Annotated in this window: 18 protein-coding genes and 1 pseudogene; 15 read left to right on the top strand and 4 right to left on the bottom strand. The window is 66.1% G+C overall.

Features of this window, described 5'->3' with window-relative positions:
- Nucleotides 1-441: 441 nt before the first annotated feature.
- The 15 genes and pseudogenes from ACOGJC_RS08590 (at nucleotide 442) to ACOGJC_RS08520 (ending at nucleotide 19,695) form a co-directional block, all read left to right on the top strand.
- Nucleotides 442-7,257, top strand: a complete 6,816-nt coding sequence (locus ACOGJC_RS08590) for an Ig-like domain-containing protein (RefSeq protein ID WP_419848088.1) — start codon at nucleotides 442-444, stop codon at nucleotides 7,255-7,257.
- 52 nt (nucleotides 7,258-7,309) lie between these two features.
- Nucleotides 7,310-8,029, top strand: a complete 720-nt coding sequence (locus tag ACOGJC_RS08585) for an RDD family protein (protein WP_419848087.1) — start codon at nucleotides 7,310-7,312, stop codon at nucleotides 8,027-8,029.
- A 105-nt stretch (nucleotides 8,030-8,134) separates the two neighbouring features.
- Nucleotides 8,135-9,088, top strand: coding sequence for a calcium-binding protein (locus ACOGJC_RS08580; RefSeq protein ID WP_419848086.1), 954 nt, complete (start codon nucleotides 8,135-8,137; stop codon nucleotides 9,086-9,088).
- A 55-nt stretch (nucleotides 9,089-9,143) separates the two neighbouring features.
- Nucleotides 9,144-9,761, top strand: a complete 618-nt coding sequence (locus ACOGJC_RS08575; RefSeq protein ID WP_419848085.1) for an RDD family protein — start codon at nucleotides 9,144-9,146, stop codon at nucleotides 9,759-9,761.
- Nucleotides 9,762-9,819: 58 nt separating this feature from the next.
- A complete protein-coding gene (locus ACOGJC_RS08570; protein WP_419848084.1) occupies nucleotides 9,820-10,479 on the top strand; it encodes a calcium-binding protein in 660 nt (219 codons plus the stop codon).
- A 55-nt stretch (nucleotides 10,480-10,534) separates the two neighbouring features.
- Nucleotides 10,535-11,194, top strand: coding sequence for an RDD family protein (locus tag ACOGJC_RS08565; protein ID WP_419848083.1), 660 nt, complete (start codon nucleotides 10,535-10,537; stop codon nucleotides 11,192-11,194).
- A gap of 156 nt (nucleotides 11,195-11,350) precedes the next feature.
- Nucleotides 11,351-13,105 carry a calcium-binding protein gene (locus ACOGJC_RS08560; protein WP_419848082.1) on the top strand — a complete coding sequence of 585 codons (1,755 nt, stop codon included), beginning with the start codon at nucleotides 11,351-11,353 and terminating at the stop codon, nucleotides 13,103-13,105.
- Nucleotides 13,106-13,160: 55 nt separating this feature from the next.
- On the top strand, nucleotides 13,161-13,820 hold the full coding sequence (locus tag ACOGJC_RS08555; protein WP_419848081.1) for an RDD family protein: 660 nt from the start codon (nucleotides 13,161-13,163) through the stop codon (nucleotides 13,818-13,820).
- Nucleotides 13,821-13,833: 13 nt separating this feature from the next.
- Complete coding sequence (locus ACOGJC_RS08550; protein WP_419848080.1) at nucleotides 13,834-15,081, top strand: calcium-binding protein; 1,248 nt, start codon at nucleotides 13,834-13,836, stop codon at nucleotides 15,079-15,081.
- A gap of 55 nt (nucleotides 15,082-15,136) precedes the next feature.
- Nucleotides 15,137-15,808: an RDD family protein gene (locus ACOGJC_RS08545; RefSeq protein ID WP_419848079.1), complete on the top strand. Its 672-nt coding sequence runs from the start codon at nucleotides 15,137-15,139 to the stop codon at nucleotides 15,806-15,808.
- A gap of 105 nt (nucleotides 15,809-15,913) precedes the next feature.
- Nucleotides 15,914-16,867: a calcium-binding protein gene (locus tag ACOGJC_RS08540; RefSeq protein ID WP_419848078.1), complete on the top strand. Its 954-nt coding sequence runs from the start codon at nucleotides 15,914-15,916 to the stop codon at nucleotides 16,865-16,867.
- Between the two features lie 55 nt (nucleotides 16,868-16,922).
- On the top strand, nucleotides 16,923-17,648 hold the full coding sequence (locus ACOGJC_RS08535; RefSeq protein ID WP_419848077.1) for an RDD family protein: 726 nt from the start codon (nucleotides 16,923-16,925) through the stop codon (nucleotides 17,646-17,648).
- A 36-nt stretch (nucleotides 17,649-17,684) separates the two neighbouring features.
- Nucleotides 17,685-17,810, top strand: a pseudogene (locus ACOGJC_RS08530) (hypothetical protein); the annotation flags it as partial.
- Between the two features lie 162 nt (nucleotides 17,811-17,972).
- The gene (locus ACOGJC_RS08525) at nucleotides 17,973-19,031 is read left to right on the top strand and encodes an Ig-like domain-containing protein (protein ID WP_419848076.1); all 1,059 of its coding nucleotides are present in this window, start codon (nucleotides 17,973-17,975) and stop codon (nucleotides 19,029-19,031) included.
- A 43-nt stretch (nucleotides 19,032-19,074) separates the two neighbouring features.
- On the top strand, nucleotides 19,075-19,695 hold the full coding sequence (locus ACOGJC_RS08520; protein WP_419848075.1) for an RDD family protein: 621 nt from the start codon (nucleotides 19,075-19,077) through the stop codon (nucleotides 19,693-19,695).
- Between the two features lie 183 nt (nucleotides 19,696-19,878).
- Here ACOGJC_RS08520 and ACOGJC_RS08515 read toward each other — a convergent pair whose 3' ends face one another.
- The 4 genes from ACOGJC_RS08515 to ACOGJC_RS08500 form a co-directional block, all read right to left on the bottom strand.
- Nucleotides 19,879-20,328: a nucleic acid-binding protein gene (locus tag ACOGJC_RS08515; protein ID WP_419848074.1), complete on the bottom strand. Its 450-nt coding sequence runs from the start codon at nucleotides 20,326-20,328 to the stop codon at nucleotides 19,879-19,881.
- Between the two features lies 1 nt (nucleotide 20,329).
- Nucleotides 20,330-20,878, bottom strand: a complete 549-nt coding sequence (locus ACOGJC_RS08510; protein ID WP_419848073.1) for a hypothetical protein — start codon at nucleotides 20,876-20,878, stop codon at nucleotides 20,330-20,332.
- Nucleotides 20,879-20,949: 71 nt separating this feature from the next.
- Nucleotides 20,950-23,514, bottom strand: a complete 2,565-nt coding sequence (otsB, locus tag ACOGJC_RS08505; protein WP_419848072.1) for a trehalose-phosphatase — start codon at nucleotides 23,512-23,514, stop codon at nucleotides 20,950-20,952.
- Nucleotides 23,511-24,911 carry an alpha,alpha-trehalose-phosphate synthase (UDP-forming) gene (locus ACOGJC_RS08500; protein ID WP_419848071.1) on the bottom strand — a complete coding sequence of 467 codons (1,401 nt, stop codon included), beginning with the start codon at nucleotides 24,909-24,911 and terminating at the stop codon, nucleotides 23,511-23,513. Before ACOGJC_RS08500 ends, otsB begins: the two co-directional genes overlap by 4 nt.
- Nucleotides 24,912-25,075: the final 164 nt, after the last annotated feature.

Genomic DNA, 25,075 nt, shown 5'->3' with positions numbered 1-25,075 from the left:
TTGTATCAAAAGTAAGTCTATGAATATCGGGATGGATTTGCGTCAATTCGTATAGAGAGCGTGTGATTAGCTGGATTTCTCGTGTGGTGACTAGTTTGCGCTCGTCATCTTATGGTTTTCAGGCAATTCCGACCGCAATGCCGTGGTATTTTCGCTGCCCTCCTAGTTCTTGCCGCTCTTCTCGTACCCGTTCCAGGCGAGGCGGCGGGCCGGGCGGCGGGCGACTCCTCCCATGGGGTCGCCAGCCTGGACCAGCCGCTACAACACGCGGTGAATCCGCTCGACCCTCGACTGCCACACCCCAACGGAACGGGAGGGCAACCACAGCCAGCAACGACTAGATCAAGCCGCATGAACCAAGTCTCCAGACAACGGGGTCTGGTCACTCAGGCTGATGCGTGTTCGCGGAGTTTGGGGGCTCTGGGGGAGGGGTCTTCGTCGTTGTCGGGTTCGGGGATCGTGGCGGTGGACGCGGGATGCACGTCGTCTCTGCGGGATCCCGACTCGAGCTCGACGTATTACGCGCGCCGGCACACGTTCACGCTGAGCGCGGCGGCGACGGTGTCGGTGTGGGTGGGCCCGGCGTCGGGCAGTTCGTATCTGGTGCTGTCGGACTCGTCGGGCAAGGTGGTGGGCCGCGACCAGGGGAACACCAGGAGCTGCTATCGCGGCAGGTGCTCTTCGAGCGAGCCGGCGAGGCTGGACCATCTTTTGCTGGCGGCGGGCACCTACACGATCGAGGCGACCAAGTCGTCGCCGGGCGCGACGGGCGCGTACACCGTCGGCGCGCGGTGGGCGCCGGCTGATGCGTGTTCGCGGAGTTTGGGGGCTCTGGGGGAGGGGTCTTCGTCGTTGTCGGGTTCGGGGATCGTGGCGGTGGACGCGGGATGCACGTCGTCTCTGCGGGATCCCGACTCGAGCTCGACGTATTACGCGCGCCGGCACACGTTCACGCTGAGCGCGGCGGCGACGGTGTCGGTGTGGGTGGGCCCGGCGTCGGGCAGTTCGTATCTGGTGCTGTCGGACTCGTCGGGCAAGGTGGTGGGCCGCGACCAGGGGAACACCAGGAGCTGCTATCGCGGCAGGTGCTCTTCGAGCGAGCCGGCGAGGCTGGACCATCTTTTGCTGGCGGCGGGCACCTACACGATCGAGGCGACCAAGTCGTCGCCGGGCGCGACGGGCGCGTACACCGTCGGCGCGCGGTGGGCGCCGGCTGATGCGTGTTCGCGGAGTTTGGGGGCTCTGGGGGAGGGGTCTTCGTCGTTGTCGGGTTCGGGGATCGTGGCGGTGGACGCGGGATGCACGTCGTCTCTGCGGGATCCCGACTCGAGCTCGACGTATTACGCGCGCCGGCACACGTTCACGCTGAGCGCGGCGGCGACGGTGTCGGTGTGGGTGGGCCCGGCGTCGAGCAGTTCGTATCTGGTGCTGTCGGACTCGTCGGGCAAGGTGGTGGGCCGCGACCAGGGGAACGACCGCAGCTGTTATCGCAACAGGTGCACTTATGCGGCTCCGGCGAGGCTGGACCATCTTTTGCTGGCGGCGGGCACCTACACGATCGAGGCGACCAAGTCGTCGCCGGGCGCGACGGGCGCGTACACCGTCGGCGCGCGGTGGGCGCCGGCTGATGCGTGTTCGCGGAGTTTGGGGGCTCTGGGGGAGGGGTCTTCGTCGTTGTCGGGTTCGGGGATCGTGGCGGTGGACGCGGGATGCACGTCGTCTCTGCGGGATCCCGACTCGAGCTCGACGTATTACGCGCGCCGGCACACGTTCACGCTGAGCGCGGCGGCGACGGTGTCGGTGTGGGTGGGCCCGGCGTCGAGCAGTTCGTATCTGGTGCTGTCGGACTCGTCGGGCAAGGTGGTGGGCCGCGACCAGGGGAACGACCGCAGCTGTTATCGCAACAGGTGCACTTATGCGGCTCCGGCGAGGCTGGACCATCTTTTGCTGGCGGCGGGCACCTACACGATCGAGGCGACCAAGTCGTCGCCGGGCGCGACGGGCGCGTACACCGTCGGCGCGCGGTGGGCGCCGGCTGATGCGTGTTCGCGGAGTTTGGGGGCTCTGGGGGAGGGGTCTTCGTCGTTGTCGGGTTCGGGGATCGTGGCGGTGGACGCGGGATGCACGTCGTCTCTGCGGGATCCCGACTCGAGCTCGACGTATTACGCGCGCCGGCACACGTTCACGCTGAGCGCGGCGGCGACGGTGTCGGTGTGGGTGGGCCCGGCGTCGAGCAGTTCGTATCTGGTGCTGTCGGACTCGTCGGGCAAGGTGGTGGGCCGCGACCAGGGGAACGACCGCAGCTGTTATCGCAACAGGTGCACTTATGCGGCTCCGGCGAGGCTGGACCATCTTTTGCTGGCGGCGGGCACCTACACGATCGAGGCGACCAAGTCGTCGCCGGGCGCGACGGGCGCGTACACCGTCGGCGCGCGGTGGGCGCCGCTTCCTCTGGTGGTGTCGTCGGCTGCGGCTCGCGAGGATGATGGTGCGGTGGTGTTCACGGTGGTCGCGCCGGAGGGGCGTGAGAGTCCCATTTCGGTGGATTATGCGACGGTGGATGGGACGGCTGTTGCGGGCGGGGATTTCACAGCGGTGTCGGGCACGGTGACGATTCCGGCGGAGGCCCGGTATGCGACGGTTTCGGTGCCGTTGGTCGACGACTCGGCTGCGGAGGGTGACGAGTCGTTCACGCTGGCGTTGAGCAACCCCAAAGGCGCGGCGCTGAGCAGTGCTTCGGCTGCGGCGACGGTGTCCGACGATGACGGGCCGCCGGAGCGCGCGGCGGGCACGGCTGTGGCGGCGTGCGCTGGGACGGCGGTCGAGGGCGGGGTTACGGGGGTCTTCGACGTTTCCCAGAGCGGGTTCGCCGGTTGGCGCCATGTGTTCGTCGATGTGGAGGTGGATTGCGGGAGTGCGGGCACCAACCCGGGTTATCGGACTCGGGTGGAGGTGATCGGCGGGCCGTCGGCGAGGAACGCGTCGAGCCGGCATTGCCTGGCGCGCCCGAGCCTGGATGTGGCGGCCACTGAGACGCATGCGATAGCGGGGGGCTGTGGGGTGTCGGCGTCGCCGGACTCGGGCGGGGCCGAGCGGGTTGAGCGGTCTGTCCATGTGCTGCGGGTGCGCGACAACCTGGCCGGGCGGCGCCATCAGATGCGCGCCTGGGTCGACCTCGACGATGACGGCGTATTCGAGCTCGGGGAGCCCTACGATGTCTTCGCCTCGGACTTCTCGGCCCGCAGCCAGGCGAACTCGGCGCTCAGCCGGCGCGCCGCCCCTGAGAGCGTGCGGGTGGTGGTGTTGCCGGGAAGCACGAGGATGGGCCGCGCCGGCCAGTACAGCGAGCTGCGGCTGCGCCTGGTCGAACCGCGGATCGTCGGCGCCGTTGGGACCCGGCCGATAGAGGAGGAGCGGCCGCTGGCCCACACCCCGGTGGGCGCCAAGATCGCCTCGGGGCCCAGCCGCAGACAAGCAGTGACCTGCGCCGGCGCTGGCAGCGCCGCCCCGCCGGGGGAGAGGCGCCAATGCCTTACCGATAGCGAGGGCGTGTTCACTGTGCGCTGGCAGGTGGCGAGCGGCGGCGCGCACTTGTTCGCGGTGAACCACGACGAGGTGGCCGTGTTCGTCGACAGGAACCGCAACGGGCGCCATGACAACCAGCCCAACCACCCCGCCCCCGAGCCCAGCTTCCGTATCGAGGTGCCCATCGCCAAAGCGATCAACTACATCGCGCTGGGCGACTCCTACTCCTCCGGCGAGAACGGACGACCCGGCAGTGTCGGCTTCACCGGCGCATACCTCACCGACAACCCCGCCGCCGCAGAGTGCAACCGCTGGGACAAGGCATACCCCGTCGTGTTCGCAACCGAGTTCCTCGGAGGCATCGCCAGGGTCGAGGTCGCCTTCGACACCTACGCCTGCACCGGCGCCGTCGCCCACAACATCTACAACCCCGCCGACCCCCACGGCACATCCACCGACGACTACAACCACCAAACCGACCGCCCCTCCAACGCCGCCGCACTCGATGAACCCGTCTACGAAACCGTCTCCCGCCAAGATCCGAAGACCATGGCCCTGACGATGGATCGAGTGTTCCATGCCCGCGACCCCCGGTGGGAGCCCCGCCAAGCCGCCTCCCTCAAACAAGCACAAGCCGGACTTCAACAGCGCATGCAGAACGTCGACATAATCACCCTGACCATTGGCGGCAACGACATGGGCTTTGCCGCGGTGTTGAAAGCCTGTGCATACATCTTAGATTCCAGCTGTAATCACAAAGACATTCTCTTGAAAGCAAACGAGTTGGAGAAAAGGCTTGTTCCTGTGCTTCAACACCTCAAAAAAGTTGCCCCCAAAGCGTCGATCTTCGTTATGGGGTACCCCTACGTCACCCCTGTGCTGGGCGTCTGCCCCGACACCTCCCGCGAAACAGTAGAGCGGTACATCGAGCTGATTTTGAATATTACCGACTACAACGAACAACTTAAGCAAGCCAAGTACCGTCGTCGGAAAGCCCAGCTACAGGAGAAGATCGATACCGCAACAGAAGAAACTCTCACCTTGGGCATTGATGCCGTATGTATGGGCGACATATACAATTTCGCTGTGACAATATACGACTGCCCAAGTCTTTCTGCCGAAGAAATACACAGTAGCTATTCGAAAGCCAGTATCAATATTGGGAAATTGGCTTCTTGGTTTGGGCGCTCATTTTTGCCCGAACGCCTACGGATTGATCCGGGGGAGGCGGTGTTCTTGGCCCAGTCTGCTAACCGGGTCAATCTCGAGGTCAGGCGGGCTGCGGAGAAGGCCGGGGTGCATTTCGTAGATGTGTTGCGGGGTGATCATCTGGCTGGCAGCGATTCGAGTTTCGTCGGTCATTCGCCCTGCGCGAACAAGCCGTGGCTGAACGGCTTCATCGTGGATGATGGAGTGAAGCCGATTCCCGTTTCTGGCCGGTCGTTTCACCCGAACGCTGATGGCCATGGTAGGTATGCGGAGATTTTGGATCGGTACATCCGCCATGTTGTTGCGGGCGGGGCCGAGTTGAACCAGGCGGGCCTCCCGGTGAACCCGGAGCCTGCCGAGAGTACCAGCTCGGAGAGCGAGTTCTACTCCGGCGGAGACCAGCAGGATCCGCCCGAGAGCTCAGATGGCGGCGAGAAGTCTGGGGGCTCGGTGGCCGTGTTGGCGTGGGATCGGGCGGTGGGGTCGGGTTGCGGGGCGCCGTTCGTTGCCCCCGGCGCGCGGGTGACTCTGAAGGCCGGGGGGTTCGCGGCGAACTCAACAGTGAGCGTGTCGGCCAGGTCGGTATCGCTGGGCGATACAAAATTGGGCCCGCTGACAGTGCCCGATGTGACAGCGGACGGCGACGGCGAGGTCACGGTGGCGTGGACGGTGCCCGCCGCCCCGACCGCGGCGCAGGATGCGGCGCCTAGGGCGTATGTGTTGAACGCGTCGGGAACCGGTGCCGGCGGGGGGTCTCATGAGGCCCTCATGGTGGAGCCGGTGGTGGCTTATCCGGGCACGGCGCCGTGCGCGATGGCTGATTCGGCCCGCACGCAGTTGGGCCGCCCGGTGCGGATTCGGCTGTTGGACAACGACACCGCTCCCACTGGGGGTACCCTCGATGCGGGGGCGGTGCGGGTGGTCCAAGCAACGGGCGGCGAGTTCACGATGGGCGCGGCCGGCGCGGCGACGTTCACACCGGAACCGGGCTTTTCGGGCACGGCCAGGGCCCGGTATTGGGTGTACGACGGCTGGGGGATCGGTGTGGCTGGCGATATCGAGGTGGTCGTGGACGCCGGGTGTACGGTCACCGGGCGGGCGGGTGTGGAGCGTATTGAGGGCACTGACGGCGACGATGTGATCTGCGTTCCCGATCCCGAAGACCGCCGGGCGTTCCACGTCATTGATGCCAAGGGCGGCGACGACGTCATCTTGGGCGGCGACGGAGTGGATTGGATCAACGCTGGTGGTGGCGACGACACGGTTTACGGGCGTGGCGGCGACGACCGCGTCCACACCGGGTCCGGGACCGACACTGTCTATGGCGGCCCTGGGGTCGACGTCGTCCATGCCAGCAGCCTCGAAGACACCGTCCACGACGACCCCGGCGGTGCCGAGGTGCTTATCGAGCCGTCTGCGGTGGCCGTGCCGACCGCGCCGGTGGCGTCGGATGACTGGCATTATGTGGATCCGTCTGCGGTGGCGGTGATCGATGTGCTGGGCAACGACGTCGACGCCGACGGGGATCTGGCGCCGTCCACCCTCCAAGTCACGAAACAGCCCCCCTCGGGCACCACCGAGGTCGTCGCGGGTGTTGGGGGGACGGGTCCGGCGGTGCGGTTCACTGCGGCCCAAGGCAGTGGGACGGTCAGCTTCGCCTATCGGGTGTGCGACGGCCTCGGCGCATGCTCGAAGGCTACGGTGACGATCATGGTCGGAACGTCGGGTTGCACCATCACAGGGTCCCCGGCGGCGGAGACGCTGCGGGGCACGCCCGGCAACGATGTGATCTGCGGCGGCGGCGGTGATGACACCATCTACGGTCTCGGCGGCAACGACGTGATCATCGCCGGGGACGGAGACGATGTGATCTACGGCGGCAAGGGCCGCGACATCATCTGGGCCGGAAGTGGCGGCGACACCGTTCGCGGCGGCGACAACAACGACACCGTCTGGGCCGGGGAAGGCGACGACCGCGTCTGGGGAGAAGCCGGCAAAGACAGGCTCCACGGCGGCGGCGGCGACGACATCCTGTGGGGCGGCGACAACGACGACCGCCTCCATGGCGGCGGCGGCGATGACACCTTGTGGGGCGGTGCGGGCGACGACGTCGTCGGCGGCGGCGATGGCGATGACACCGCAGACGGCGGTGACGACAACGACGCCATCTACGGCGGTGGCGGCGCCGACACCCTCAAGGGCCGATCAGGAAACGACGCGCTGCGAGGCGGCCCCGGCAACGACACCGTCGAGGGCGGCGGCGGCGACGACCGTCTCTGGGGCGACTCAGGAGACGACCGGCTCCGGGGCGGCGACAACGACGACACCATCTGGGGCGGCCTCGGCGACGACTGGCTCTGGGGCGGCAAGGGCAAAGACCTCGCCTACGGCGGTCCCGGCGACGACAACCTCGACGGCGGGCCGGGCGGCGACTACCTCAACGGCGGCGACGGCACCGACGCCTGCGCCAACGCGGCGGCCAGGGCCGAATGCGAGACCCGGCAAACCGCCACCCGCCAATGACAACAGCCCCCGACGACACGCTGAACAGTCGGGGCTGCGAAGGCGGACCGCGATGACAGACCAACCCCGACCGCAGGAACCCGGCGGCGACATCAGCGCTGCCGATTCCGGCAGCAGCCGCAAAACACCGCCAAAGCGGGTCGTGCTCGGCACCGGCGACACGATGGCGCTCGCTGGCTACGGTCACCGTTTCCGAGCCAGAATCGGCGACGGATTGGTTTTTTGTGTCTGTCTAGTGACGGCCTTTGTCGCAATCGCTGCCGCTGTACAACCGGAATGGTGGTTTCCGTTAAACCTGAACCTACAGTGGTCCCTCTGGGGCGAAGACTTGGAGGCAGGCTCGGGTATTCCGATCACGGCTCGTGTGGTGGTGGCAGATGTCCTGTTCTTTGTTCCTTTCTTGTACGAGATCGCGGCGGTTGCTTGGCGGGGGCGGACGCTGGGCATGCGAATTGAAGCCATCCGGGTTGTCAGCATAAAGACCGGTCAGGCACCGTCGGTGACCGCCGCAATCTTGCGCGGGGCGCTCTCAATATGCCTTTTTCCATTGCTCTACGGGCTCGCTATCCCTATCTCTCTCGGCATTACTTACTCAGGTTGGGATCCTGGCCTGATCGACTCGGTAGGGCAATTGGTGCCTGTCCTCTGGTGGTTGATGGTGCACTTGTCGGTGTTTTGGAGCGAGGACCGGCGGGGTTGGCATGATTTGATATCGGGCACCGTCGTCGTTGCCGCAGACCCGGCCGGTCCGCCTAGCGGCGACGCATTTTAGTTTTGGCCTAGCGGTGATGTCCTCGGTTGGTGGTCGTCTCTTGTTCCGGCTGGTAGGGACAGGTTTTCTGGTTGGCTTGGCAACTGGATTTCTGGTTCTGCTGGCTTGGAGGAGTTTTGTGGGCCCACAGTCGTCGGGCCGGGCGCCGCGGTGCGGTTCGCCGCGGGCGACAGCAGCGGGACGGTCAGTTTCGCCTATCGGGTGTGCGACGGCCTCGGCGCATGCTCGAGGGCTACGGTGACGATCATGGTGGGGACGTCGGGTTGCACCGTGGTGGGGACTTCGGCGGCGGAGACGCTGCGGGGCACGCCCGGTGATGATGTGATCTGCGGCGGCGGCGGAAACGACACCATTTACGGCGGTGGCGGCAATGACGTGATCATTGCCGGGGACGGAGACGATGTGATCTACGGCGGCAAGGGCCGCGACATCATCTGGGCCGGAAGTGGCGGCGACACCGTTCGCGGCGGCGACAACAACGACACCGTCTGGGCCGGGGAAGGCGACGACCGCGTATGGGGAGAGGCCGGCAAAGACAGGCTCCACGGCGGCGAAGGCGACGACATCCTGTGGGGCGGAGACAACGACGACCGCCTCTGGGGCGGCGGCGGCGATGACACCTTGTGGGGCGGTTCGGGCGACGACATCGTCGACGGCGGCGGTGGCGATGACACCGCAGACGGCGGCGACGACAACGACTCCATCTACGGCGGCGGCGGCGGCGACACTCTCAAGGGCCGATCAGGAAACGACGCGCTGAGAGGAGGCCCCGGCGACGACACCGTTGAGGGCGGCGGTGGCGACGATCGGCTCTGGGGCGACTTGGGAGAAGACCGCCTCTGGGGCGGTGACAACGACGACATCCTCTGGGGTGGCCCCGGCGACGACACGCTTCGGGGTGGCAAGGGCAAAGACCTCGCCTACGGCGGCGGCGGCGACGACAACCTGGACGGCGGATCGGGCGGCGACTACCTCAACGGTGGCGACGGCACTGACGCTTGTTCGAAAGCGGCGGCCCGGGCCCGATGCGAGACCCAACAAACTGCCGCCCGCCAATGACAACAGCCCCCGCCGACAGCCCGAGGAGCAGGCAGAACCGCGGCGGGAGACCGCGATGACAGACCAGCCCCAACCGCCGGAACCCGACGACACCAGCGCTGCCGACACCGGACACGGCCGCAAAATGCCGGTGAAGCGGGTCGTGCTCGGTACCGGCGAGACGATGGTGCTCGCTGGTTATGTGCAAAGACTTTGCGCCAGAATCGCCGATACTTTTGTATACGTGATCGGACTAGTCGTGCTTTGGCAAATAGATGTTCAAGCTTTGAGCGTGGACGACGAACTTTTTGTTTTGGCGATATCATTTGCTCCGATAATCAATGAAGTTATGGCCGTTGCTCGCTCTGGTCGTACGCTGGGAATGCAGCTTTTCGACATCAGGATAGTCAGCAAAAATACCGGAAAGAAGCCTTCAGTGACTGCGGCACTTTTACGCTGGGTATTCCAGATACTTTTATTTCTTCCTATTCTTGCAGATGACACATCAGAATTTGGTGGTGCTCTTACTCTAATGGCTTGGATAACCATCGCTTCCCCTTGGTGGTTTTTGGTGCATTTCTCGGTGTATTTGGGCGAGAGGCGGCGGGGTTGGCATGATTTGATATCGGGCACCGTCGTCGTTACCGCAGCCCCGCCCGTCCCGGCCGGTCCGCCTAGCGGCGACACCGCTTAGTACCAGCCCGGCGATGATGTGTTGGGTTGGTGAGCGCTGTTTGTGCTGTGGTGTTCCCGTGGGGGGTTGCCGCCCGCTGCGGGGCACGCCCGGAGATGATGTGATCTGCGGCGGCGGCGGTGATGACACCATCTACGGTCTCGGCGGTAACGACGTGATCATCGCTGGGGCCGGAGACGATGTGGTCTACGGCGGGAAGGGCCGCGACATCATCTGGGCCGGAAGTGGCGGCGACACCGTTCGCGGGGGCGACAACAACGTAAGGGGGGGCGGAGGCGTCGACCGCGTCTGGGGTGAAGCTGGCAAAGACAGGCTCCACGGCGGCGGAGGCGATGACATCCTGTGGGGCGGCGACAACGACGACCGCGTCCACGGCGGCGGCGGCGATGACACCTTGTGGGGCGGTGCGGGCGATGACATCCTCGACGGCGGTTCGGGGGACGACACCGCAGAAGGCGGCGACGACCGGCTCCGGGGCGACTCAGGAGACGACCGGCTCCGGGGCGGCGACAACGACGACACCTTGTGGGGTGGGGTCGGCGACGACTGGCTCTGGGGCGGCAGGGGCAAAGACCTCGCCTACGGCGGTTCCGGCGACGACAACCTCGACGGCGGGCCGGGCGGCGACTACCTCAACGGCGGTGACGGCACCGACGCCTGCGCCAACGCGGCGGCCAGGGCCGAATGCGAGACCCGGCAAACCGCCACCCGCCAATGACAACAGCCCCCCACGGCAGCCCGGGCAGCAGGCAGAACCGCGGCAGGAGGCTGCGATGACGGACCAACAGCGGCCGGAGGTCGGCGACGACAGCGGCCCTGCCGATCTCGGACGCGGTCGCAAAACGCCAGCGAAACAGGTCACGCTCGGTACCGGCGACACGATGACACTCGCCGACTACGGCCAGCGCTTCCGGGCCAGGATCGCCGACTCAATCCTTATCGGAATCGGATTTGCTGTTGCTTCATTTGTGAAATTTTGGATTGACTTACCAGGAGCTGGAGGTTTTGGTCCACCGATGCCTAGTCCGGTTACTCCCCGCTTGGTTCTGTCATATGTTGCATTTGTTCCCCTTTTTCTGTATGAGATCGTGGCGGTTGCTTGGCGGGGGAAGACGCTCGGCATGTGGAGTATGGGCATCCGGGTGGTCAGCATAAAGACCGGTCATGCACCGTCGATGCTAGCGTCGTTTTGGCGAGGGACGCTCCTAGCATGGCTCGTCCTCCCAGTCCTTTCCCTCCTACTGTATGATCTGTCCCCCGGGTCTGATGCCACGTTTCTATTATTGTTGTCTGCTATCTGGGTGTTACTGGTGCATTTGTCGGTGTTTTGGGGCGAGGACCGGCGGGGGTGGCATGATTTGATAACGGGCACCGTCGTCGTTACCGCAGACCCGCCCCGGCCGGCCGATCCGCTTGGCGGCGACACTGCCTAGTGCCCATCCGGCGGCGATGTGTTGAGTTGGTGAGCGCTGTTTGTGCTGAGGTATTTCCGTGGTGGATTGCCGTCCGTGCTGGGGGATGCGGCGCCGAGGGCGTATGTGTTGAGCGCGTCGGGGACCGGCGCGGGTGGGGGGTCTCATGAGGCCTTTATGGTGGAGCCGGTGGTGGCTTATCCGGGCACGGCGTCGTGCGCGATGGCTGATTCGGCCCGCACGCAGTTGGGCCGCCCGGTGCAGGTCCGGCTGTTGGACAACGACACCGCTCCCACTGGGGGTACCCTCGATGCGGGGGCGGTGCGGGTGGTCCAAGCAACGGGCGGCGAGTTCACGATGGGCGCGGCCGGCGCGGCGACGTTCACACCGGAACCGGGCTTTTCGGGCACGGCCAGGGCCCGGTATTGGGTGTACGACGGCTGGGGGATCGGTGTGGCTGGCGATATCGAGGTGGTCGTGGACGCCGGGTGTACGGTCACCGGGCGGGCGGGTGTGGAGCGTATTGAGGGCACTGACGGCGACGATGTGATCTGCGTTCCCGATCCCGAAGACCGCCGGGCGTTCCACGTCATTGATGCCAAGGGCGGCGACGACGTCATCTTGGGCGGCGACGGAGTGGATTGGATCAACGCTGGTGGTGGCGACGACACGGTTTACGGGCGTGGCGGCGACGACCGCGTCCACACCGGGTCCGGGACCGACACTGTCTATGGCGGCCCTGGGGTCGACGTCGTCCATGCCAGCAGCCTCGAAGACACCGTCCACGACGACCCCGGCGGTGCCGAGGTGCTTATCGAGCCGTCTGCGGTGGCCGTGCCGACCGCGCCGGTGGCGTCGGATGACTGGCATTATGTGGATCCGTCTGCGGTGGCGGTGATCGATGTGCTGGGCAACGACGTCGACGCCGACGGGGATCTGGCGCCGTCCACCCTCCAAGTCACGAAACAGCCCCCCTCGGGCACCACCGAGGTCGTCGCGGGTGTTGGGGGGACGGGTCCGGCGGTGCGGTTCACTGCGGCCCAAGGCAGTGGGACGGTCAGCTTCGCCTATCGGGTGTGCGACGGCCTCGGCGCATGCTCGAAGGCTACGGTGACGATCATGGTCGGAACGTCGGGTTGCACCATCACAGGGTCCCCGGCGGCGGAGACGCTGCGGGGCACGCCCGGCAACGATGTGATCTGCGGCGGCGGCGGTGATGACACCATCTACGGTCTCGGCGGCAACGACGTGATCATCGCCGGGGACGGAGACGATGTGATCTACGGCGGCAAGGGCCGCGACATCATCTGGGCCGGAAGTGGCGGCGACACCGTTCGCGGCGGCGACAACAACGACACCGTCTGGGCCGGGGAAGGCGACGACCGCGTCTGGGGAGAAGCCGGCAAAGACAGGCTCCACGGCGGCGGCGGCGACGACATCCTGTGGGGCGGCGACAACGACGACCGCCTCCATGGCGGCGGCGGCGATGACACCTTGTGGGGCGGTGCGGGCGACGACGTCGTCGGCGGCGGCGATGGCGATGACACCGCAGACGGCGGTGACGACAACGACGCCATCTACGGCGGTGGCGGCGCCGACACCCTCAAGGGCCGATCAGGAAACGACGCGCTGCGAGGCGGCCCCGGCAACGACACCGTCGAGGGCGGCGGCGGCGACGACCGTCTCTGGGGCGACTCAGGAGACGACCGGCTCCGGGGCGGCGACAACGACGACACCATCTGGGGCGGCCTCGGCGACGACTGGCTCTGGGGCGGCAGGGGCAAAGACCTCGCCTACGGCGGTCCCGGCGACGACAACCTCAACGGCGGGCCGGGCGGCGACTACCTCAACGGCGGCGACGGCACCGACGCCTGCGCCAACGCGGCGGCCAGGGCCGAATGCGAGACCCGGCAAACCGCCACCCGCCAATGACAACAGCCCCCCACGGCAGCCCGGGCAGCAGGCAGAACCGCGGCAGGAGGCTGCGATGACGGACCAACAGCGGCCGGAGGTCGGCGACGACAGCGGCCCTGCCGATCTCGGACGCGGTCGCAAAACGCCAGCGAAACAGGTCACGCTCGGTACCGGCGACACGATGACACTCGCCGACTACGGCCAGCGCTTCCGGGCCAGGATCGCCGACTCAATCCTTATCGGAATCGGATTTGCTGTTGCTTCATTTGTGAAATTTTGGATTGACTTACCAGGAGCTGGAGGTTTTGGTCCACCGATGCCTAGTCCGGTTACTCCCCGCTTGGTTCTGTCATATGTTGCATTTGTTCCCCTTTTTCTGTATGAGATCGTGGCGGTTGCTTGGCGGGGGAAGACGCTCGGCATGTGGAGTATGGGCATCCGGGTGGTCAGCATAAAGACCGGTCATGCACCGTCGATGCTAGCGTCGTTTTGGCGAGGGACGCTCCTAGCATGGCTCGTCCTCCCAGTCCTTTCCCTCCTACTGTATGATCTGTCCCCCGGGTCTGATGCCACGTTTCTATTATTGTTGTCTGCTATCTGGGTGTTACTGGCGCATTTGTCGGTGTTTTGGGGCGAGGACCGGCGGGGTTGGCATGACTTTATGACGGGCACCGTCGTCGTAACCGCAGACCCGCCCGTCCCGGCCGGTACGCTTGGCGGCGACACCGCCTAGTACCGGCCCGGCGATGACACCGTTTACGGCCGCGGCGGCGACCCCCGGGTCCGGGACCGACACGGTCTATGGCGGCCCGGGGGTCGATGTCGTCCATGCCAGCAGCCTCGAAGACACCGTCCACGACGACTCCGGCGGTATCGAGGTGCTCATCGAGCCCTCGTCGACCGCCGAGCAGACAGCGCCGATGGCGTCGGATGACTGGCACTATGTCGAACCGTCGAATGCGACGGTGGTCGATGTGTTGGGCAATGACGTCGACGCCGACGGTGACTTGGACCCGTCCACGCTCCACATCACGAAACAGCCCGCCAGCGGTTCTGCTGAGGTCGTCGCAGCCGGCGGGGCGCCGGGCACCGCGGTGCGGTTCACCGCGGGTGACAGCAGCGGGACGGTCAGTTTCGCCTATCGGGTGTGCGACGGCCTCGGCGCATGCTCGAGGGCTACGGTGACGATCATGGTCGGAACGTCGGGTTGCACTGTTGCGGGGACTTCGGCGGCGGAGACGCTGCGGGGCACGCCCGGTGATGATGTGATCTGCGGCGGCGGCGGTGATGACACCATCTACGGTCTCGGCGGCGACGACGTGATCATCGCCGGGGACGGAGACGACACTCTCTATGTCGGGAAGGGCCGCGACATCATCTGGGCCGGAAGTGGCGGCGACACCGTTCGCGGCGGCGACAACAACGACACCGTCTGGGCGGGGGAAGGCGACGACCGCGTCTGGGGCGAAGCCGGGAAAGACAGGCTCAACGGCGGCGGCGGCGACACCTTGTGGGGCGGCGACAACGACGACCGTCTCCACGGCGGCGGCGACACCTTGTGGGGCGGTGCGGGCGACGACATCCTCGACGGCGGTGATGGCGACGACACCGCAGACGGCGGCGACGACAACGACACTATCTACGGCGGCGGTGGCGGCGACACCCTCAAGGGCCGATCAGGAAACGACGCGCTGCGGGGCGGTGCGGGCGACGACACCGTCGAGGGCGACGGCGGCAATGACCGGCTCTGGGGCGATTCGGGAGACGACCGGCTCCGGGGCGGCGACAACGACGACACCATCTGGGGCGGCCTCGGCGACGACTGGCTCTGGGGCGGCAAGGGCAAAGACCTCGCGTACGGCGGCGGTGGCGACGACAACCTGGACGGCGGATCGGGTGGTGACTACCTCAACGGCGGCGACGGCACCGACGCCTGCGCCAACGCGGCGGCCCGAGCCCGATGCGAGACCCGGCAAACCGCCGCCCGCCAATGACAACAGCCCCTGACGGCAACCCGGGCAGCAGGCAGAACCGCGACAGGAAACAGCGGTGACTGACCAGCCCCGACCGCCGGAACCCGGCGGCGACACCAACCCTGCCGGTCTTGGACGCGGCCGCAAGACACCGGCGAGACGGGTCACGCTCGGCACCGGCAAGACTATGGTGCTCGCCGAATACGGCCAGCGTTTCCGAAGCAGAATCGCTGATTCAATCCTGATCGGAATCGGATTTGTGATCGCTTCCATCGGGTGGTTATTCATAGTTGTATCCCAGGCGTTTGCTGGATGGGGTTCTGCTGGTGAGCAGCCGGAAGGTTTGAGCACGGCTGACGTGTTTTTGGCATATAGCGTGTTTATCCCCCTGTTGTTGTATGAGATTGTGGCGGTTGTTTGGCGGGGGAAGACGCTGGGCATGCGGGCTGTGGGTATCCGGGTTGTCAGCATTCAGTCCGGACAGAGGCCGTCAGCATTTGAATCGTTTCGGCGCGGGGCGCTCCCTGTGTGCCTATTCCCGTTGCTTCTTGGGATCGACAGCCTGAATCCTGATTCTGAGTTTGCTCCGCTTGCACTGTTGCTGGCTGCATGCTGGTGGTTGCTGGTCCAGGCATCGGTGTATTGGGGTGAGGACCAGCGGGGTTGGCATGATTTGATATCGGGTACCGTCGTCGTTACTGCAGACCCGCCCGTCCCGGCCGATCCGAACGGTGGCGATGCCGTTTAGTTTTGGCCTAGCGGTGATGTCATCGGTTGGTGGTCGTCTCTTGTTTTGGTTAGTAGGGACAGGTTTTCTGGTTGGCTTGGCGGCTGGGTTTCTGGGTCTGCTGGCTTGGAGGAGTTTTGCGGGCCCACAGTCGTCGGGCCGGGTTCGGCGGTGCGGTTCACCGCGGCCGACAGCGGCGGGACGGTCAGTTTCGCCTATCGGGTGTGCGACGGCCTCGGCGCATGCTCGAGGGCTACGGTGGCGATCATGGTTGGGACGTCGGGTTGCACCGTTGCGGGGACTTCGGCGGCGGAGACGCTTCGGGGCACGCCCGGCAACGATGTGATCTGCGGCGGCGGCGGTGATGACACCATCTACGGCGGTGGCGGCAATGACGTGATCGTCGCCGGGGACGGAGACGACGTGGTCTACGGCGGCAAGGGCCGCGACATCATCTGGGCCGGAAGTGGCGACGACACCGTCCGCGGCGGCGACAACAACGACACCGTCTGGGCGGGCGAGGGCGACGACCGCGTCTGGGGAGAGGCCGGCAAAGACAGGCTCCACGGCGGCGGCGGCGACGACACCTTGTGGGGCGGAGACAACGACGACCGCCTCTGGGGCGGCGGCGGCGACGACATCTTGTGGGGCGGTTCGGGCGACGACATCGTCGACGGCGGCGGTGGCGACGACACCGCAGACGGCGGAGACGACAACGACTCCATCTACGGCGGCGGCGGCGGCGACACCCTCAGGGGCCGATCAGGAAACGACGCGCTGCGAGGCGGCCCCGGCAACGACACCGTCGAGGGCGGCGGTGGCGACGACCGGCTCTGGGGCGACTCGGGAGATGACCGGCTCCGGGGCGGCGACAACGACGACACTTTGTGGGGCGGGGTCGGCGACGACTGGCTCTGGGGCGGCAGGGGCAAAGACCTCGCCTACGGCGGGGTCGGCGACGACAACCTCGACGGCGGGCCGGGCGGCGACTACCTCAACGGCGGCGACGGCACCGACGCCTGCGCCAACGCGGCGGCCCGGGCCCGATGCGAGACCCGACAAACCGCCTCCCGGCAATGACAACAGCCCCCCACGGCAGCCCGGGCAGCAGGCAGAACCGCGACAGGAAACAGCGGTGACAGACCAGCCCCGACCGCCGGAGCCCGGCGGCGACACCAGCCCTGCCGATCCTGGACGCGGACGCAAGACACCGGCAAAGCGGGTCACGCTCGGCACCGGCGACACGATGGTGCTTGCCGACTACGGCCAGCGTTTCCGAGCCAGAATCGGCGATGGATTGATTTTTAGTGTCGGTCTAGCGGCAGCCTTTGTCGCGATTTTCACCATTGCACAACCGGAATGGTGGTGGCCATTAAACGATGGCTCACAGCGGGTTCTTTGGAGCGAAGAGTTGGAGGCAGGTTCGGGTATTCCCATCACGGCTCGTGTGGTGGTGGCAGATGTCTTGTTCTTTCTTCCTTTCTTGTATGAGATCGCGGCAATTGCTTGGCGGGGGAAGACGCTGGGCATGCGAATTGAGGCCATCCGGGTTGTCAGCATAAAGACAGGGCAGGTGCCCTCAACGACTGCGGCAATCCTGCGCGGGGTGCTCTCGGTAGGCCTTTTTCTGGTGTTCTACGGACTCGCTATCCCTACTTCTCTCGGTATCGGTTACGGAGGTTCGGATCCTGGCCTAGTCGACTTGGGGCAATATGTGCCTGTGCTCTGGTGGTTGCTGGTGCATTTGTCGGTGTTTTGGGGCAGGGATCGGCGGGGTTGGCATGATTTGATAGCGGGCACTGTCGTCGTTGCCGCAGGTCCGTCAGGTCCGGCCGATACCCCTAGTGGCGACACTGCTTAGTACCAGCCCGGCGATGATGCTTTCGGTTGGTGAACGCTGTTTGCGCTGTGGTGTTCCCGGGGGATTGCGGCGGCTGTTCGCTCCCTTGGCCTACTGGGCGGCAGGTCTTGGGGCGACGACACGGTTTATGGCCGCGGCGGCGACGACCGCGTCCACGCCGGGTCCGGGACCGACACTGTCTATGGCGGTCCTGGGGTCGATGTCGTCCATGCCAGCAGCCTCAAAGACACCGTCCACGACGACCCCGGCGGCGTCGAGGTGCTTATCGAGCCGGCTGCGGTGGCCGTGCCGACCGCGCCGGTGGCGTCGGATGACTGGCATTATGTGGATGTGTCTGCGGTGGCGGTGGTCGATGTGTTGGGCAACGACGTCGATGCCGATGGGGATCTGGTGCCGTCCACGCTCCAGGTCACGAAACAGCCCCCCTCGGGCACCGCCGAGGTCGTCGCGGGTGTTGGGGTGCCGGGTCCAGCGGTGCGGTTCACTGCGGCCCAAGGCAGTGGGACGGTCAGTTTCGCTTATCGGGTGTGCGACGGCCTCGGCGCGTGCTCGAAGGCTACGGTGACGATCATGGTCGGAACGTCGGGTTGCACCGTGGTGGGGACTTCGGCGGCGGAGACGCTTCGGGGCACGCCCGGTGATGATGTGATCTGCGGCGGCGGCGGTGATGACACCATCTACGGTCTCGGCGGTAACGACGTGATCATCGCTGGGGCCGGAGACGACGTGATCTACGGCGGCAAGGGCCGCGACATCATCTGGGCCGGAAGTGGCGGCGACACCGTTCGCGGCGGCGACAACAACGACATCATCTGGGCCGGGGAAGGCGACGACCGCGTCTGGGGAGAAGCCGGCAAAGACAGGCTCCACGGCGGCGAAGGCGACGACATCCTGTGGGGCGGCGACAACGACGACCGCGTCCACAGCGGCGGCGGCGACGACACCTTGTGGGGCGGCGAGGGCGACGACACCCTCGACGGCGGTTCGGGCGGCGACACCGCAGACGGCGACGACGACGACGACACCTTGTGGGGCGGCCCGGGCGGCGACACCCTCAAAGGCCGATCAGGAAACGACGCGCTGAGAGGAGGCCCCGGCAACGACACCGTCGAGGGCGACGGCGGCGACGACCGCCTTTGGGGCGATTCGGGAGACGACCAGCTCCGGGGCGGCGACGACGACGACACCATCTGGGGCGGGGTCGGCGACGACTGGCTCTGGGGCGGCAAGGGCAAAGACCTCTCCTACGGCGGGGTCGGCGACGACAACCTCGACGGCGGATCGGGCGGCGACTACCTCAACGGCGGCGACGGCACCGACGCCTGCGCCAACGCAGCGGCCCGAGCCCGATGCGAGACCCGACAAACCGCAGCCCGCCAATGACAACAAACATCGCCGGCGGGCTGAACAGCAGAGGTGCGGGTTGATGGATCAGCCCCAGCCACCGGAACCCCGCGACGATACCAGTTCTGTGAGGTCCGGCCGCGGCCGCAAAGCGCCGGTGAAGCGGGTCGTGCTCGATACCGGCGAGACAATGGTGCTCGCCGGTTATGTGCAAAGACTATGCGCCAGAATCGCCGATACTCTTGTGTTCGGGATCGCGTTCGCTGTGCTCTGGCAAGTGAATGACCGAGCTTACAGGCTGGATTTCTATCTTCTTGTTCTGGCGGCATTATTGATCCTGATGATCAATGAAGTTGTGCTTGTTACTTGCTGTGGTCGTACGTTGGGCATGCAGATTTTGGGCATCAGGCTGGTCAGTAAGAAGACCGGGAAGAAGCCTTCGATGATTGCGTCCTTTTTCCGCTGGGCGCTTCAGATATTCTGGTGTCTTTTTGCTTTTGGCGAGAACCGAAGGGATCTCGCTGATGGCGCTGCTGCATTGGGTTGGATATTTGTAGTTAATATTCCTTGGTGGTTGCTGGTGCATTTGTCCGTGTATTTTGGCAAGGGACGGCGAGGTTGGCATGACTTGATATCGGGCACCGTCGTCGTAACCGCAGACCCGCCCCGCCCGGCCGATCCGCTTGGCGGCGACACTGCCTAGTGCCCATCCGGCGGCGATGTGTTGAGTTGGTGAGCGCTGTTTGCGCTGAGGTATTTCCGTGGTGGATTGCCGCCCGCGTCGGGGGATGCGGTGCCGAGGGCGTAGGCGGTGGAGACGCTTCGGGGTGCATCCGGCGGCGGCTGACTGCGCGGCGGTTCCTGTGGGAATCAGGTGCCCTGGCTGTTAGATGTCTGACCAGAGTCGGGCATCGGTGTATCGGGTGAGGTGGGAGGTGTTGGTGGTGGCTACGACTACGGTCTCGCTGCTGTTCGCGGCTTGGGCATGGCGGGCTTGAGCGGCCAGGATCACGTCGCCGTCGAGGGCGGTGTGGTGCGAGGTGGGCAAACCGGTGTTGCGGGCGTCGGCCCACAGCGATGCGGCCTCTTGCATCGCTGCTGTGGTGATGGGCAGAAACTCGTGGATGGCACAGAGCTGGTTGAGCAGGGTCACGCTACGCTCCTTGCGGGCTCGTAGCAGCTCGCGGCGGACTTCGTAGTCGGCAATTTCGGGGATGGCAATCAGATCTCCAGCGATCAGGCGGGCTTGGGACCATTCGTGGGCCGCTTGCGTGGCAACCGTCGGGTTTGGGTTGCAGAGCATTCCCAGCGGGCCGCTGTCGAGCACGACCAGCATGTCAGAATACCCGGCCTTCAGCGCGGCGGTTCTCGGCGAGGGCTTCCATGAGATCGTATTCGGGATCGTCCTGCTCCTGCCCGTCGTGCATCTCGTAGATGGCATCGAGGGCGGCCAGTTTCCTGGCGGTTCGCTCGGCACTAGACAGCGGCTCATGGGCGTAGCGTTCGGCTTTGGTGAAGTAGCACGATCCTCGCACTGCTCCCTTGGTGCCGGTGCCCCGCCAGCCGAGCTTGGCCATCTTCAGCTTGACGGCCATCCCGATGGCTTGGCGGAATCGCAGTGCAGCCGGGCCGGTTTCGAGCACGGTGGCAATTGCCGGGTCTTCCTCGATGAGTCGTGCGACCCCGGCCAACGCGGGCATCCCCGTAGCCTCGGCATCGACGAGGCGTTGCTCGTTCGCCGGATCGTTGAGAAGCCTGAAGAGATGCTCAGAGGCTTGAGGTCGAGTGTCCAATTCAACGACGAACTTGGCGGCATGGAGGTCGGCCTTGAAATCGTTGATTGTCATGTGCGCGAAGTAGCCGTAGGGGAAGGTGTCTTCGTCCATTGGCGCAATTTATACATCTGTTTATGGCACGTCAAGAAAATTGATCTACCTGCATCGAGCGTACAAGAGGCTTACATCCTGTTGACGGTGGAGAGGGCTATTGCGGCGTTGATCAGGCCGAGGTGGGAGTAGGCCTGGGGGTGGTTGCCGAGTAGGCGCTCGGTGGCGGGGTCGTATTGCTCGGGGAGCAGGCCGGTGGGGCCGCATAGGTCGAGGTAGCGGTCGAACAGGGCCCGGGCATCGTCGAGCTGGCCGATGAGCACGTAGGCCTCGATCAGCCACGACGTGCAGATCAAGAACCCGCCCTCGGTGCCGGGCAGCCCGTCGTCGTGGCGGTAGCGGTATACCGTCTGGCCGTCGCGCAGATCGCTCTCCACTGCCTTGAGGGTGGAGACGAAGCGGGAGTCGTCGGGGGGCAGCAGCCCGCTCAAGCCGATCCACAACAGGCTGGCGTCTAGGTCGGTCGAGCCGTAGGCGGTGGTGTAGGAGCGGCGCTGCTCGTTCCACCCGTTCAAGATCACATCGGCGGCGATCTGGTGGCGAAGCGGGCTCCAGTACGAGGCCAGCTCCGGGTCGATGCGCTCGGCGATCTTGATGGCCCGGTCTACGGCCATCCAGCACATGACCTTGGAGTGGACGTGGTGGCGGGGTGGGCGGCGCTCCTCCCAAATGCCGTGGTCGGGCTCGTGCCAGCGGGAGGCCACCGCTCCCACCACTGCCTTGACCACCTCCCAGTGCTGGTCGGTGAGGGTCACTTGGGCCTCGCACAGTCGCCAGGCCAAGTCCACCACCGGACCGAACACGTCGAGCTGCACTTGGTGCTCAGCGGCATTGCCGATCCTCACCGGGCGGCTCCCGGCGTAACCGGCCAGCTCGGGCAGCACCGCCTCCGGCAGGGCTTCGTCGCCTACCAGGGGATACACCGGTCGGAGCTGTTCGGGTCCGGGGAGATGCTCCACCCGGTCGAGGATCCAATCCAGCAGATGGCACGCTTCTTGGCTGCTGCCCAGAGCCAACAGCGCGGCTGCACTCATGCTGGCGTCTCGGGGCCAGCAGTAGCGGTAATCCCAGTTGCGGACGCCGCCCATCACCTCGGGCAGGCTGGTGGTGGCGGCGGCCAGGATCGCTCCCGAGGGCTGGTGGCACAGCGCCTTGATCACCAGCGCGGATCGCTCCACTTCCTCGGCGGCCACCGATGGCAGCGTGAGCTTCTTTGTCCAGTCGCGCCAGTACTGCTCGGTGGCCTCGCGGCGATCGGCCTCAGCAGTCTCCGACCAGCCGAACCGGCCGGGAACGCCCAGACGCAGCATCAGCTCCAGCGGCGCGCCGTCAAGCTGGACATGGGCTATCGCGGTCTGATGGGGGCCGTCGTCCACAATGTCCCAGCTCAATCCGGGCGCGGTCAGCATCATGGTCTCGGCGGCACCGGTGATTTCTAGGCCGTCGTGGATTATGTGCAGGCCGGTGGGGGCCCGGCCGAAGTCCAAGCGGGGGGCGAACTCGATGTCGATTTTCCCGGTGCCCTCGATGACTCGGACCAAGGTGGTGCGGCCCGCGGACTTGAAGGGCCGCCCCCGGGAGCAGTCCAGGTAGTCGGTAACGGTCACATCTGACCACCGGGTCTCGACCACCATGGTGCCGTCCAGGTAGCGGTGGGAGATGGGCGGGCTGTTGTCATGGCGGTTGATGGAGAAATGCCCGGCTCGGGCGCCCCCCAGCAGCCCGGCGAACACCGCCGGTGAGTCGGCCCGGGGGTGGCACATCCAATTCACCGAGGCATCGGAGGTGACCAGCGCCACGGTCCGCTGGTCGCTGAGCAGGCTGTGGCGCTCGATGGCCAGGTCGTGTTCGCCCATGAGCCACGCCCGGCGGCGCTCGGCCACAAGGGCCAGCATCTGAGCCACTGACTGGGGGTCGTGCAGGCGGCCCCGGGCCAGGGTCGGCTCCGGTCCCACCTTCAGACCGAGGTCGGGGCCCGTAAGCCGGGCGAAGGCGTCCTCGTCGGTCACATCGTCGCCGGCGAAGATCACCGCTTCGGCCGAAACGTCCGTTCTCAGCCGGTCGAGGGCGTCGCCCTTGTTGAGGTCCAGCACCGACAGCTCTACCACCATTTTGCCGGTCTTGACGTGAACGCCATCTCGGGATCCCGGTCCGCTCAGCACGTCTTCCACCGCGACGGCAGCGATCTCGGGTTCGGCCTTGCGATAGTGGAAGGCGACTCCGGCCGGCTTGGGCTCGACGATGAACCCGTGGTCGCGCCGGGCGATGTCGTTCAGCTCCCCCAGTACCCGGTCGCGCAGATCCCGCTGCTCTAAGGACAAGTCGTCGGCGAAGCCGACATCGAACTCGGTGCCGTGGCTTCCCACCAGGTGGATCTCCTCGGGCAGGCGGCTCAGCGCGGCCAGGTCCCGCAGCGCCCGTCCCGAGATCACCGCCACGTGGGTGTCGGGCATGGCGGCCAACTGGCGCAGCGCGGCCACCGATTCCCGGAGGGGCCGGGCCTCGTCGGGGTTGTCGATGATGGGGGCCAGCGTCCCGTCGTAGTCGCAGGCCACCAGCAGCACCGGCACTCTGGCCAGCTCCCGCAGCCGGGTGTCTACTTCTTCGGCCGCCATAATCGGGCTGGCCTCGTTCATTCGCAGGCCTCCAGGCGGGTTAGGAAGCGTTCAGCCCACCTTTGGGCGGTATTGGATCGAACAATTCGCCTCATGGTCCGCATGGCCGGCTCGGCTTCGCCAGTGGGGCGGTGGGCAGCGGCCTCCATGGCGGCTTTCAGGCCCTCGATGTCGTGGGGGTTTATCAATTCGGCGGTGCGCAGCTCCTGGGCTGCCCCAGTGAATTCCGACAGCACCAGCACTCCGGTGTTGTCGGGGCGAGAGGCCACGTATTCCTTGGCCACCAGGTTCATGCCGTCGCGGAGCGGGGTCACCAGCATGATGTCGGCAATCAAGTACATGGCCACAAGCTCTTCGATGGGCTGGCTCTGGTGCAGGTAGTGGACCACCGGGCGGCCCATCACCCCGAAGTTCCCGTTGACGTCGCCCACCATCTGCTCCACCTCCCGGCGGACCTCGGCGTAGCCGGTGACCTGGGAGCGGCTGGGCTCGGCAATCTGCACCAACACGCATTCGTCCACCGAGAGCCGCCCCTCGGCCAACAGCTCCCGGAAGGCTCGCAGCCGCACCTCGATGCCCTTGGTGTAGTCCAGGCGGTCGACCCCCAGCAGCACGGTGCGGGGCGAGCCCAGGGTCTGGCGGATCTCCGCCGCCCGGGCCTGCACGGCGGGGTCGGCGGCCAAGCCGGCGATCCGGTCGGTGTCGATGCCGATGGGGAAGGCGCCCGCTTGGGTGGCTCGGCCGCCGTGCTGGATCAGCCTTCCGGTGGTCTTGGCGCCGGTGATTCGGTTCACCGCCCGGCAGAAATTGTCGGCGCCCAGCGGGGTTTGCAGGCCGATCAAATCCGCCCCCAGCAGGCCGTCGATGATCTCGGCCCGCCACGGCAGTCGGATGTACAGCTCGCGGGCCGGGAAGGGGATGTGGAGGAAGAACCCGATCCTCAGGTCGGGCCGGGCTGCACGCAGCAGGCCGGGAACCAGCAGCAGGTGGTAGTCATGAATCCACACGGTGGCGCCGGGGGCGGCGAGATCGGCCACGGTGGCGGCGTAGCGCTGGTTGACGGTTCGGTAGGCGTCCCACCAGGTGCGGTGGTACTCGGGGGGCACGAGGGCGTCGTGGAACAGGGGCCATAGGGTGGCGTTGGAAAACCCCTCGTAGAACAACTGGAGTTCTCCCTGGCTTACGCCCACCGGATGGCACTGGAAGCCGTCAACCTCGAACGGCTCGATGCCCGGGCCCGGCACGCCGGTCCAGCCGGCCCAAACCGCGTCGGGATTGCCGGACATGACTGGTCGCAGAGCCGACACCAGCCCACCGGGGCTGGGAACCCACTTGGCCGTCTCACCCTCCCACACCCGCCTCACCGGGAGCCGATTGGCCGCGACTACGAAGCTCCACTTCTGATCACCGGCGGCCATTTGGCCAAAATATCGCGCTGCCAACTGAGAGCAGAGGTTGTTATGCTGATCGGCGAGGTGGCCCCGGCCCGGTGGGCCGAGTCCGGTTTTGAATTTGACGTGCCGGGCCGGGGCCACTCCTTACGTTATCGGGCAAGTGCGACGTTTCATCTAAATGAATGTAA

Source organism: Candidatus Poriferisocius sp., assembly GCF_965204015.1.
Lineage (GTDB): Bacteria > Actinomycetota > Acidimicrobiia > Acidimicrobiales > Bin134 > Poriferisocius.
The sequence above is the reverse complement of the archived record's forward strand: the minus strand, read 5'-3'. Positions and strand labels throughout refer to the sequence as shown.